At 70.2% G+C, this 12,270-nt stretch carries 12 protein-coding genes, 1 tRNA gene and 1 pseudogene; 10 read left to right on the forward strand and 4 right to left on the reverse strand.

Annotated features, from left to right (window positions below):
- The first annotated feature begins 14 nt into the window (after positions 1-14).
- Positions 15-587 (forward strand): hypothetical protein, encoded by a 573-nt coding sequence (locus AW27_RS17285; RefSeq protein WP_037920234.1) that lies wholly within the window; start codon positions 15-17, stop codon positions 585-587.
- A gap of 182 nt (positions 588-769) precedes the next feature.
- Here AW27_RS17285 and AW27_RS17290 read toward each other — a convergent pair whose 3' ends face one another.
- The 3 genes and pseudogenes from AW27_RS17290 to AW27_RS17300 form a co-directional block, all read right to left on the reverse strand.
- Complete coding sequence (locus AW27_RS17290; RefSeq protein WP_037920232.1) at positions 770-1,744, reverse strand: DUF5926 family protein; 975 nt, start codon at positions 1,742-1,744, stop codon at positions 770-772.
- Between the two features lie 217 nt (positions 1,745-1,961).
- Positions 1,962-2,563 (reverse strand): annotated as a pseudogene (locus AW27_RS17295) (ATP-binding protein).
- A gap of 85 nt (positions 2,564-2,648) precedes the next feature.
- On the reverse strand, positions 2,649-3,437 hold the full coding sequence (locus tag AW27_RS17300) for a glycerophosphodiester phosphodiesterase (RefSeq protein ID WP_172671318.1): 789 nt from the start codon (positions 3,435-3,437) through the stop codon (positions 2,649-2,651).
- 237 nt (positions 3,438-3,674) lie between these two features.
- Here AW27_RS17300 and AW27_RS17305 point away from each other — a divergent pair, with 237 nt between their 5' ends.
- From AW27_RS17305 to AW27_RS17335, 7 genes are all read left to right on the forward strand, one after another.
- A complete protein-coding gene (locus AW27_RS17305) occupies positions 3,675-5,225 on the forward strand; it encodes a S1C family serine protease (protein WP_037920225.1) in 1,551 nt (516 codons plus the stop codon).
- 87 nt (positions 5,226-5,312) lie between these two features.
- Positions 5,313-6,218 (forward strand): LysR family transcriptional regulator, encoded by a 906-nt coding sequence (locus AW27_RS17310; protein ID WP_037920222.1) that lies wholly within the window; start codon positions 5,313-5,315, stop codon positions 6,216-6,218.
- Positions 6,219-6,297: 79 nt separating this feature from the next.
- Entirely contained in the window at positions 6,298-6,846 is a 549-nt protein-coding gene (locus AW27_RS17315) for a cysteine dioxygenase family protein (protein ID WP_037920219.1), read from the forward strand.
- Positions 6,846-7,892: a YeiH family protein gene (locus AW27_RS17320; protein ID WP_037920216.1), complete on the forward strand. Its 1,047-nt coding sequence runs from the start codon at positions 6,846-6,848 to the stop codon at positions 7,890-7,892. Before AW27_RS17315 ends, AW27_RS17320 begins: the two co-directional genes overlap by 1 nt.
- Positions 7,893-8,101: 209 nt before the next feature.
- Positions 8,102-9,067: a trypsin-like serine peptidase gene (locus AW27_RS17325; protein ID WP_037920212.1), complete on the forward strand. Its 966-nt coding sequence runs from the start codon at positions 8,102-8,104 to the stop codon at positions 9,065-9,067.
- Positions 9,068-9,117: 50 nt separating this feature from the next.
- A tRNA-Ser gene (locus AW27_RS17330) sits at positions 9,118-9,204 on the forward strand.
- Positions 9,205-9,394: 190 nt separating this feature from the next.
- The gene (locus AW27_RS17335; protein WP_037920209.1) at positions 9,395-9,610 is read left to right on the forward strand and encodes a hypothetical protein; all 216 of its coding nucleotides are present in this window, start codon (positions 9,395-9,397) and stop codon (positions 9,608-9,610) included.
- A gap of 64 nt (positions 9,611-9,674) precedes the next feature.
- On the opposite strand, the gene AW27_RS17340 is transcribed toward AW27_RS17335, so the two are convergent.
- Positions 9,675-10,142: an SCO4225 family membrane protein gene (locus tag AW27_RS17340; protein ID WP_037920200.1), complete on the reverse strand. Its 468-nt coding sequence runs from the start codon at positions 10,140-10,142 to the stop codon at positions 9,675-9,677.
- Between the two features lie 572 nt (positions 10,143-10,714).
- On the opposite strand from AW27_RS17340, the gene AW27_RS17345 reads away from it, so the two are divergent.
- Together AW27_RS17345 and AW27_RS17350 are read left to right on the forward strand one after the other, a co-directional pair.
- A complete protein-coding gene (locus tag AW27_RS17345; protein ID WP_037920198.1) occupies positions 10,715-11,146 on the forward strand; it encodes a DUF6344 domain-containing protein in 432 nt (143 codons plus the stop codon).
- A gap of 666 nt (positions 11,147-11,812) precedes the next feature.
- A complete protein-coding gene (locus AW27_RS17350; RefSeq protein ID WP_037920196.1) occupies positions 11,813-12,124 on the forward strand; it encodes a hypothetical protein in 312 nt (103 codons plus the stop codon).
- Positions 12,125-12,270: the final 146 nt, after the last annotated feature.

Here is a 12,270-nt window from a genome sequence, read left to right on the forward strand (position 1 = left end):
GCTATCTTCGGCGAATGAATCTCCGCCTGATCGGTATCGGCGCCGGTGTGCTGATCATCCTGTCGCTCCCGCTCGCCGGTGCGATCGCCGGGCCTGATCTTGCCGGTCAGGACGACGGAAAGAGCGGCGGCCTGTTCACGAGCCTGGGCCTTTCGGAGCCCGCCCGTACCTCGTCCGTGCCGGTCGGGCGCCCGGCGGAACCGGCCGGGACCGGGCGCTCGGGCCCGGCGGAGCAGCCCCGTACGGATGCCCGATGCGGCCCCGAGGTGTCCTCGCCCTACGGAGTGGAGGCGCAGACGTGCGTCATGGCGACCGAAAGCCAGACGTGGGGCAGGAGTTACTACAGGAACACGAGTGGTCAGGCGCTGGACGCCGTGCTGACGGTGATGGGGCCGGCCGGGCGCACGGTGCAGATCCGCTGCTCGGTCGGTGCCGGTGACGAACCCGGTCTGTGCGAGACGCCGAAGGAAGACTCCGCCGGGGGGTTGGAGAGTTACTCCGCTGTTGCGGAGTTTGCAGTTCCGGATGATGAAGGGAAGCTGCTCTTGCGGTCCGGGAGCAACTCACCGGCACCGGCTGACGGTTGAACACCGCCCTGAATAGAAGGGCCCGGTCGCTGGCGACGGGGGATGCACCAGCGACCGGGCTACAAGAACGGTAACAAGAGATCGCCTGTTCGCAAATTCGATCTCTGATATTCAGACACCGATTTGCAGACGATTAACGGGAGTTGTGACCCCGGTCACCGACTCCGCGCGTCCGGGCTGCGTCAGCTCAGGGTCACCTGGCGGTTGGTGAGACCGCCGCGCGCCCGGCGCTCCTCGGCGGTCAGCGGAGCGTCCGCGGCCAGTGCCTTGGCCAGCCGCTCCGCGAACTCCGCCGCCGGCTTCTCGACGTCGTCGGCCGTCACCCCGGTCGGCAGATCCCAGACCGGGACCATCAGGCCGTGGGCGCGGAAGGAACCGACGAGCTTGGTGCCCTCGCCGAGCGAGGACGTGCCGGCCGCATGCAGCCGCGCGAGGGCGTCGAGGAGCTTTTCCTCGGGGTGCGGCATGACCCAGCGCAGGTGGTTCTTGTCCGGGGTCTCGCACCAGTAGGCGGCGTCGACGCCGGTCAGCTTGACGGTGGGGATGGCGGCCGCGTTGGCGCGCTCCAGTGAGGCGGCGATCTCCGGCGACGCGTTCTCGCCGCCCTCGGATTCCGGAATCCAGAATTCGAAGCCGCTGTGCACAACCGGCTCGAAACCGCCGTCGGTGTCCAGGAGATCCTGAAGTCGGGGGCCCTCGGCGGGTACGCGGCGGGCAGTGACCGGAGTTCCCGGCTCCGCGACGAGTGCGCGCTCCAGGGTGTCGGCCAGGTCGCGGCTCAGGTCTCCGGTGGACGTCTCGTTCTGCAGGCCGAGCAGGACCGACCCGTCCTCGCGGCGCAGCGCCGGCCAGGCCATGGGCAGCACGGTCACCAGCGTGACGGAGGGGACGCCCTCGGGCAGACCGCCCTTCAGCGACAACGGGATGGTGGCCGCGGGCACGAGTTCGCGCAGCGCGACCCAGTCGCACTCGCCCGGCAGACCCTCGAACGGCCGCCGGACGTGCTCGGTGACGGCGTGCGCGGCGGCGGCGCCGTGACAGGCCTTGTAACGGCGCCCGGATCCGCAGGGGCAGGGCTCGCGCGCCCCGACAACGGGGATCTCGCCGTTGCTGAGCTGCGGCTTTGCAGACTTGGTTGCGGGGCGCTTCTTGGCCATCGTGCGTGTCTCCCGGTTGCGGCGGTACGGCGTCGGTCTGGGCGCGAGCCTAGCCGTTCGTACCGCCGGAACCGGTGGGGTGCGGCCGGGAGCACGGTCGGCGTGCGCTCCCGGACGGCCGCTTGTTCGGATGGCCGGTGCTGCTGTGCTGATGTCGAGCTGTGGTGCGGTCACCGGTCCCGGTCCGGGGAAGGTCCCGACTTCCGGGCCCGCGGGGTCAGACGTCGAGATCGTCGAATGCCGTGCTGAAGTCGATCGCCGGGGGCGCAACGCGCGTAGCGAAATCCTCGTGCCGGGGCCCGCAGGCAACGATTACCCAGACGGTGACCTCACCCGCCGCTCCGTCCCGGACACCCCAGTCCTGGGCGAGGGCGCTGATGATGTTCAGCCCCCGGCCGCCGCGTGCGGTGACCGAGGGCGTCGAAGGAACAGGCCGGGTGGGCCCACCCCCGTCCGTGACCTCGACCATCAGCCGCCCCGCTCCGTCGACGCGCCACGCGGCGCGTATCTCCCCCTCCCCGACTTCCCGAGCGCCCAGCGGCCTGCCATGTCGGCAGGCGTTGCTGAGCAGTTCGGAAAGGATCAGTACGGCATCGTCCACGACCGAATCGGCCACCCCGCTGATACGCAGTTGTGCGCGCATCCGGTGTCTGGCCTCACCCACGCCCGCAGGACCATGGCGTACGTCCATGCACGACGACGTGGGCACTTCTTGTGCCACCACCAACGCCACCCCCGGAACCTCCTTAGCCCCACGCATGGTCTGGATGCCCTCTTGGCCTGGACCGGAAACCGCCGAACCAGACCGCTCTGACGCATTCGTGTCGGCCGAATACGGTACGGATGCGCCGGTGTACGCCCTGTGATGGATGGGGTGAGGGTGGGAGGTGGGCAAATCGGGACGTCAGCGACCCAGTTGGGACAGAACTTGACGCGGTCTGTTCGTAATGATCGCTTCCACACCCAGATCCGCGCAGAGCTGAACGTCTTCTGGATCGTTCACCGTCCACACGTGAACGGAATGGCCCGCGTCCTGAAGCCTGCGGATGAAGCCGGGGTGATTGCGGACGATCCGGATCCCGGGGCCGGCGATCGCCACTCCAGCCGGCAGCCGTCCGTCGCGCATCCGGGGTGAGATGAACTGCATGAGGTACACGGTCGGGATCGTCGGCGCGGCGGCCTGCACCCGGTGCAGGGAGCGCGCGGAGAAGCTCATGACCCGGACCGGGTGCGGGCCCTCGGGCGGCGCGGCGTCCAGACCGAAGCGCCTGAGGAGGGAGAGCAGGCGCTCCTCCACCTGTCCGGCCCAGCGCGTCGGGTGCTTCGTCTCGATCGCGAGCTGTACGGGCCGTCCGGTGTCCGCGACCAGCTCCAGAAGGCGCTCCAGGGTGAGGACCGAGGTGCGCTCGGGGTCGGCGTCCCAGTCGGGGGATTCCTCGCGGTCTTTCCAGGAGCCGAAGTCGAGGGCGGCGAGATCGGCCAGCTCCAGGGCGGAGACGGCGCCGCGGCCGTTCGAGGTGCGGTTCACCCTGCGGTCGTGGACCAGGACCAGATGGCCGTCGGCGGTGAGCCTGACATCGCATTCGAGGGCGTCGGCGCCGTCCTCGATGGCCTTGCGGTAGGCGGCCAGGGTGTGCTCGGGGGCGTCCTCCGAAGCGCCGCGGTGGGCGACGACCTGGATGGTGCGCGGCATTGCGTGGGTCACCGGGTCATGGTGCCACCGTCAGCCCTCTGATGGTCGGGGTCGAGCCCTGCGAGTGCATCCGAAATGTCGGACATAAAGAATGGGGGGAGATGCACAGGTCCGGCTTACAGTGCTCTGACGGGGCATGGGAAAGGCTTTGTCCTGGAACTTGTACGGCATGTCGAACGTTCAGCCGGATCGATATCGCCGGATTTCTGCAGTTGTGCGTGACGAGGAGAGAGAGCTGTGAGCACCGAGAACCAGGGCACCGCGGCCCCCACACCCTCCGCGGCCCCGTCCGTGACCCCTGCTCAGGGCTCCGAGACGGCGCCGGCGGCCTCCACGCCCGCTCCGCAGCCGGACCACGCCCCGCAGGACGCCGCCCCGGGCGTGCCGCCGGCCCCGTCCGCGGCGCCCGCACCGGCGCCCGCCGCCGGTGAGCACGTGACCCAGCAGCTTCCGCCGACGCCTGCGCCGGGCACCGGGGCGACCCAGCAGATCCCGCCCCCGCCCGCCCCGCAGGCCCCTGCCTACGGCCAGGCCCCCGCCCCGGCCGCGCACGGGGCCGAGGGCTGGCCTCCCCCGCCGCCCACCGTGCCGGCGTACGGTGCGGGCGGTGCGGGCGGCGGTCCGGTCTGGGGCGCTCCCCCGGCCGCCGACGGCTATCCCGCGCCCAAGCCGAAGGGCAGGGGCGGCCTGATCGCGGCCGTGCTCGTGGCGGCCCTCCTCGCGGGCGGCATCGGCGGCAGCGTCGGCTATTGGGCCGCCGAGCGCAGCAACAACGGCACCGGCTCGACCACGATCAGCGCGGCCAACACCCCGAAGGACCTCAAGCGCGAGGCCGGCTCCATCGCCGGGCTCGCCGCCGGCGCACTGCCCAGCGTGGTCACCATTGAGGCTTCGGCCGGAGACGGTGAGGGGGGCACCGGCACCGGCTTCGTCTACGACCAGCAGGGCCACATCCTCACCAACAACCACGTCGTGGCCTCCGCTGTGAACGGCGGCAAGCTCTTCGCGACCTTCTCCGACGGAAAGCGGTACGACGCCGAGGTGGTGGGCCGTGCCCAGGGCTACGACGTCGCCGTGCTGAAGCTGAAGAACCCGCCGGCCGGCCTGAAGCCGCTGGCCCTCGGCGACTCCGACAAGGTCGCGGTCGGCGACGCCACGATCGCGATCGGTGCCCCGTTCGGTCTGTCCAATACGGTCACCACCGGCATCGTCAGCGCCAAGAACCGCCCGGTCGCCTCCGGTGACGGCACCGGCAGCAAGAACTCGTACATGAGCGCGCTGCAGACGGATGCCTCGATCAACCCGGGCAACTCCGGCGGGCCGCTTCTGGACGGTCGCGGCGCCGTCATCGGCATCAACTCCGCCATCCAGTCGGCCGGGAACGGCGGCTTCGGCGGCGGCCAGGCCGGCTCCATCGGGCTCGGCTTCGCTATCCCGATCAACCAGGCCAAGAACGTGGCCGAATCCCTGATCAAGACGGGCAAGCCGGTCTACCCGGTGATCTCGGTCTCCGTGGACCTCCAGGCCAAGACCGAAGGCGCGAAGATCTCCGAGCAGGGTGCCGCCGCCAACGAGCTCGTCGACCCCAACGGTCCGGCCGGCAAGGCGGGCCTCAGGCCGGGCGACGTCATCACGGCCTTCGGCGGCAAGCCGGTCGACAGCGGTCCGACCCTGATCAGCATGATCTGGACCTACAAGCCCGGCGACACGGTGAAGCTCACCTACCTGCGTGACGGCAAGCCGACCACCGTCGACATCACGCTCGGCTCCAGGATCGGCGACAAGTAGCACGACCGGCCACGGCGGTGGCTCAATGGCGAGGGCCGTGGGCGCGATTGCGCCCACGGCCCTCCAACGTCCGCTTATGCTTCGCTGGTGTTCGATTCTCGGCACATACGTACGTTCCACGCCGTGGTCGCCGCCGGCTCGTACTCGGCGGCCGCGCGCGTGCTGGGCTACACCCAGCCCGCCATCACCCAGCAGATGAAGGCGCTCGAACGCGCTGTCGGCACCCCGCTGTTCACCCGTGTCGGCCGCAGGATGCAGCTCACCGAGGCCGGGGAGTCCCTCTCCCGGCACGCCGAGACCATCCTCGGCAACCTCTCGGCCGCCGAGGCCCAGCTGCGGGCATACGCCCGCCTGCGCACCGGCCGGGTCAGGCTGTGCGGCTTCCCCAGCGCCAACGTCACCCTTGTCCCGGAAGCCCTGAGCGGCCTGGCCAAGGACCACCCGGGCATACAGGTGGAGCTACTGGAGGGAGAGCCCCCGGAGTCGCTGCGACGGCTGGAGCGCGGCGAGTGCGACATCACCCTCGCCTTCACCTATCCCGGCCTGCACGAGGAGGTACCGGGGGACGTCGCCGAGGTCAGGCTGCTGGAGGACCAGCTGACGGTGCTGCTCCCGACCGGGCACCCGCTGGCCCGGCGCCGCGCCGTGCACCTGGCCGACCTCGCCGAGGAGCGGTGGATCGCAGGCTGCCCGCGCTGCAGGGCGAACCTGCTGCACGAGTGCGCGGAGCTGGGCTTCGTGCCCGACATCCGCTTCGCCACCGACGACAACCTGGTGGTACAGAGCCTGGTGGCCCAGGGCCTGGGTGTGGCGATGATGCCCGCGTTGGTCCTGCCCTCGCTCTCGCTGAGCCGGGTCTGCGGACGCGCGCTCCAGCCGGCCGCCCGCCGGCACATCGCCGCGTACGTCTACCGGGACCACCTGCGGATCCCGGCAACGGCCGTGGTGCTGAGCGCACTCAAGCAGGTGGCCTCCAATCGGGTCGGCTGCTGACCAATCCATAAGCGCTGCTTGGGATTTCGGGTAAAAACTGTCGTTGGACGCAATGGAACGGCGCCCGCACGCTGCCCGTATGACCACCACCACACCGGCCCGTACCACCACGAGGATGGCCGCCCTCATCAGTGAGATCCGCACGGTCGTGGAGCGGGGACTGGCCCCCGACCTCACCGCCTACCTCGTGGGCGAAAGGCTCGCTCCCCACCTCGGTGCGACCGACCTGCTGACGCCGACACAGCAGGAGGGCGATGCGGAGCGGTACCGGCAGCACATCCTGCACGCGGAGCCCGACGGCAGTTTCTCCGTGGTGGCGCTGGTGTGGCTTCCGGGGCAGGAGACCTGCATCCACGATCACGTGTCGTGGTGCGTGGCCGGGGTGCACCAGGGCGAGGAGAGCGAAAGCCGTTTCCGCCTCGCGCCCGGTGCGGGTCCTGCTCGCCTGGTGGCGACGGAGAGCGTGGTCAACGCCCAGGGTGAGGTCTGTGGATTCGCGCCGCCCGGCGATATCCACCAGGTACGCAACTCCTGTTCCACCACGGCGATATCGGTGCACGTGTACGGCGCTGACGTGTCCCGGCTGGGGACCAGCATCCGTCGCGTCTACCAGCTTCCCGTCGGCTGATGGCCCTCCTCCATCGCCCACAGGGCAAGGTGGTTCGGCATGTTTCACGTGAAACATCCACGCCTTGGCCCGGGTTGGTGCTGGCGGCTGGAGGAGCCCTGGCCGCCTGGTGCGTCCATCGCCTCATACCGGCCGTACCGATGCTGACCGCGTCAGTGGTGCTGGGTATCGCGATGGCTCACCTCCCCGGACCGCGGAGCCTCGTACGGGGAGCCGGGCGAGCAGGCCTCTCCCTGGCCGGGCGGCGGCTCATGCGGATCGGCATCGTCCTGCTGGGCCTCGGACTGGGGCTGGACCAGGTGCTCCGTCTGGGCTGGGTCACGGTGGCCATGGTGGTCGGGGTGGTCGCGGCCACGTTCTTCGGCACCCTCTGGATGGGCCGCAGGCTGGGACTACCGGGCGACCAGCCGCTGCTGATCGCCACGGGGTACTCGATCTGTGGAGCCTCCGCGATCGGCGCCGTGAGCCAGGTTTCGGGCAGTGACGAGGAGGACGTGGCCGCCTCGGTGGCACTGGTCACCCTGTGCGGAACCCTCGCCATCGCCGTACTGCCCCTCCTCCAGGACCCGCTGATGCTCTCCGACCAGGCCTTCGGGAGGTGGGTCGGCGCCGGTGTGCACGACGTCGGCCAGGTGGTGGCAACCGCGCAGACGGCGGGCCCGGACGCCCTGGGCGAGGCGGTGCTGGTCAAGCTGATGCGGGTGGCCCTGCTCGCCCCTCTGGTGGCGGCGGTCGCCTTCTCGGTACGGGCCCGGCGGCGCGGCATGCGCACGTCCTCGGGGCGACGGCCCGCCCCGGTGCCGCTCTTCGTGGCCGGGTTCCTGGCCGCGGCCGCGCTGCGCGCCACAGGCGTGCTGCCCGACGTCGCCCTGGAATGGGCGCGCACCGCGCAGGAGGCACTGCTGGCGGCGGCCCTGTTCGGCCTGGGGAGCGCAGTCCACCTGCCGACGCTGGCCCGGACCGGTGGGCGTGCCGCAGCGCTGGGACTGGGGGCGTGGGTGGTCGTCGCCGGGGCCTCGTACGCGGGCGTGATGCTCACGGTATGACGCTGCAACGGCCGGGAGTTGGACATTTCCTGGCCGGAACCTACCGAACGTTCCGACTGTCCGATGACATTGATGCGGGGCCGTGCCACTCTGCCCCGACAAAGCCGCACCCCGTACGACGCGCCACGCACAGCCGATCCGCACCGACCGCTCTTCACCCCCACCCTGCCCGGCTCCGACCGGTCCGGGCACGGCAGAAGGAGTCATGCGTGAATCGTCATCGCACGGCCTTGTCCGTCCTGCTCTCGGTGGGCGCCCTGGTAGCGGGTGCCCTGACGGCGGCCACACCCTCGATCGCGGCGGACGCCAGCACGTCCTTCCGGCAGCAGCACACCCAGGGCTTCTGGACCGCCGAGCGGATGCGGGGGGCCACCCCGCTCGACGTCACGGCGGTCCCCGGCGCGGGCCGCATCTCCACTGCGGCCTCCGCAGCCTCCGCGGCCCCCACGGCCATCGCCCCGACCGCTGCCGCGACCGCCGCGTCGCCCACGGCCTTCCCGCAGGCGGGCGGGGCCTGGACGGGTGGCGGCGCGGTCGTGAAGACCTCGGGCCGGGTCTTCTTCACGATGGGCAGCCGCACCGCCTCCTGTTCCGGCAACTCGATCACCAGCGCCAACGGCAGCACGGTGATGACGGCCGGCCACTGCGTGAAGTACCAGGGCGCCTGGCACACGAACTGGGTCTTCGTGCCCGCCTACAGCAACGGATCCGCGCCCTACGGCCAGTGGTCGGCCACCAAGACCTTCGCCACCGACCAGTGGGCGGCGAGCGAGGACATGAACATGGACGTCGGTCTCGCCGTCGTCGCCCCGCTGAACGGCCGGACCCTCAGCCAGGCCGTCGGCGCGCAGGGCGTCCTCTTCAACGGCGGCTACAACAAGAGGATGTACTTTTTCGGCTTCCCCGCGGCGGCCCCCTACGACGGCACGAAGCTGGTCTACTGCAGCGGCAACAGCGGCAAGGACTTCCTGCTCACCCGGGACCACAGTCTGGGCTGCAACATGACGGGCGGCTCCAGCGGCGGTCCCTGGTTCCAGGACTTCAACGAGACCACGGGTCTCGGTACCCAGGTTTCGGTGAACAGCTTCGGCTACAACTTCCTGCCGAACCGCATGTACGGGCCGTATCTCGGCAACGAGGCGAAGGCTGCCTACGACAAGGCGCAAACCTCCTGATCCGACAGTCGCCCCGCCACCCCCACCTGGCCGGTACTCTGTACCGGCCAGGTGGGTTGCCCGAGCGGCCTAAGGGAACGGTCTTGAAAACCGTCGTGGCAGCGATGTCACCGTGGGTTCAAATCCCACACCCACCGCAGATGAACGGCCCCTGACCAGGAGATATGGTCAGGGGCCGTTTGGTGGTGCGGACACCGTCCGTGGCTGCTGACACCCTTGGTTCCCCGCCATGACGGGCACGCATGGGGTACGAGAGCAGCGCTCGCAGGGCCCCGCACGCCCAAATCTCAGCAGCGCCGGACCACTGCACTGTGCGATCTTGCCAGCATGAGCGAGACGCCCCCCGCCTCCGTAACTGTCGCTGACGGCGAGATCTTTGCTGGCCGTATCCTGCCGGGCATCAAGGCCATCCGAGAGCATCTCGGATGTTCTCTTCAAGAGGCGCTCCTGACCTTCCATGAGCGGTACGAAGTCCTTCAGTGTGAACAGCCCGAGACGTTCGCCGCGGCGCCCGATGAGTACTGGACCGGCTTCTACTCCTGAGACGGAGGGCCAGCCCCCTGCTTCTGCCCACGTACGGGCCAGTTCGTGGGCCAGGACCAGGGTGCTAGACCTGCGTGCCTCCGGCGTTGCGTCGCCGCGCCACGAAGCGGAGCAGGGCCCAGATCGCCGCGGCGTTGACCAGGGCGCTGAACAGGACCGCAGCGGAGAAGCCGAGTCCTCCCCAGATCGAGGGCTCGATGGCCACGGAGGTGTCCGGTACCCAGTCCGCGGGGAGCGGATCCGACGCCGGAACGAACTCCGCGGGCGGCTCGGCGGGCGGCTCGGCGGGCGGTTCCGAGCCGTAGTAGGGCTCCACGGGCGGAGTCGGGGCCGGCCCCATGGCGTCCGCCGCGGGTCCGAAGGTGCTCAGCAGCAGGAGGCTGACCGGCGCGGTGGCCAGGATCGGCCAGACTCCGAAGAGCCCGATGTCCCCGGTCCGGCTGCCCACCGCGACGTAGACGAGCATCGCGACCACCAGTGCCAGGTATGCGCCGGGCACCCACATCTCAGCCTTCGACCAGCGCCGCACCATGACGTTTCCCCGTTCCGTTTCGCTTCGTTCGACCTGCGCCCAGTCTCGAAGCTGCCGAGAACCGCCACCTGAGTACGCCTACTCATCCTGCTCGGCTGTACGTACCTGCTCAGAGCCGTGCACGGCGAGCACGCCGGGAACACCGCACAACGCTTCCCCTCATGTCCGACACCCAGTGCCGGAGGACTCCCTGACCGGCCGGCGTTGCGGTCCCGCGCCTGACGGCCGGAGGGGGCGGGCAGGTCGTCGGCCGCCGTGATCACCAGGGAGCGCTGCCCGGACCGGGCGTGCGGGGCGTTCACCGGCGGGGTAACGCCCGGGGCGGGTTTCTCGCCTTGCGGGTCGGATGCCGGCGTGCAGGGGCAGCGGTCCCCGCCCGGTCCGGGCCCGGCCGGTCCTGAAAGCGCGGTCTTCACGGGCTCCAGGGGCCGGGCGGAACGTGCGATTGATCCTTCCGGGTGGTGTTAGTCGGAAGATCGGCGCGTGTGATGAACGCGGTGCGGTTGCCCCCACATCATGACGAATGTATTCAGATCCGCCCGTCCGAACATCGCGAATCGAGGCACACCGTCATGGCTCACCGCAACGTCCTCACGTCGATCTGGACCTCGGTCCTCGCAGCACTCGTGGCCGTTCTCGCCAGCCTCGGCTTCGGCGGCAAGGCTGCTCCGGCCGCCGCCGCATCCACCGCCGGTGGCGCGGCTCCGACTGCTGTCGCCGCCGTCCCCGCGCGCCGGCAGGCGGTCTCGGCGCCGAGGAGCTGGCGGGAGATGATGCGGGGTGGTTCGCTGCCGCCGACCCTGAAGCAGCGCATCCGCGCCGAGGCCCACGGCAAGACGCCCGGTGTCCGCCGCTCGACCACCGCCGCAGCCATGGGTGCCGCCCCCGGAACCGCCGCCCGCGTCATGGCGCCCTCCGTGGTACCTGCCCCACGTACCGCCCGTGCCGTCCGTGCCGCCCGTACCGTCCGTGCCGCCCGCGAGGAACTGGCGCTCGCCGCGTAGCCCCGTACGGGCAGGCAGAACGCAGCGGAACGAACTGTGAACCGCAGCCGGAGGCCGGGACGCGCCGTCGGGCGAGGGTGCGCCGGTGCGCAGGCAGCAGCAGGACCGCAGGCAGGGGCGAGGTCGCGGCGGGAATCAGCACCGCCCCCGGAAGCCCGCTTGTAGGCAGCCGCAGGCGTCAGGCAGCGACAGGGATACAGAGGCAGGAACGCAGTCAGGCGCTGGAGCCCGGTCGGTCTCGACCGTGGATCGCGCCGAGCGGTGCCCCGGAAGCGGGGTACGGAGGGATCCCCCGGCGTGCGCCGGGGAGCGTGCAGGGGGCGTGAAGCTTGGCAGTGCAGGGCCGCAGGCCCGGGAGACGGTGGGGTTCCCGGACGGCGCGGCCCTTTTCGGCATGTTCCGGAGTGACGGCCTGACGGAACGCTTCACCTCTTGTGCGATGCGGGGTGCGGCTGGTTCTGCAGTGCTGATCCGGGGCCTCGGGGGCGCGAATGGGGTTTATCCGGTGTTGCTCATGCTTGCGGGGGAATCGGGAAGTCCGGGGTGGTTCGCCGGGGATTCGGTGGGCAACTCTGGTCTCGCGACGTCGTCAGCACGGAACGACCGAGGCGGTCGGCCAACCGCCCTGGTGCAAGTCCCACTTCGGTTTTCTGGAGGAATGAAGACATGGCAAGCAGCCGTACCGCCCGCGTCATCGCCGCCGTCGCAGCCCTGCCCCTCACCGTCGCCCTCTTCGGCGGGGTGGCGTCGGCAGACAACGGCTCCTTCGCGAACGACGGATCGAATGCGAGCGTCGCCAGCATCATCGGCAGTGGCGTGGGTGGTGACAACAACGGCAACTCGGCCACCTCGCAGCAGGTGGCCACCGGCTTCGGCGCCTCCAACCAGAACAACACCGCACAGGTCAACGGTTCGTCCTTTACCTCGATCAACCAGGGCAACTCGAACGTGGCGGTCAACTTCCACCCCTGGTGGTAGCAGCGGCACCAGCCGCTTCCCATCGTGAGGGCGTCTGTGCGACCGGACCGGCTGGGGTCCGGTAGCGCGGGCGCCCTCGCGCGCGTCCTGCCTCTTCCGCATCTTCCCGACCTTGACACCACGGGTAGATCTGACGGACAGTCAGT

Origin of the sequence: Streptomyces sp. PCS3-D2 (genome assembly GCF_000612545.2) — a bacterium.
In the GTDB taxonomy this organism is placed as follows: Bacteria; Actinomycetota; Actinomycetes; order Streptomycetales; family Streptomycetaceae; genus Streptomyces.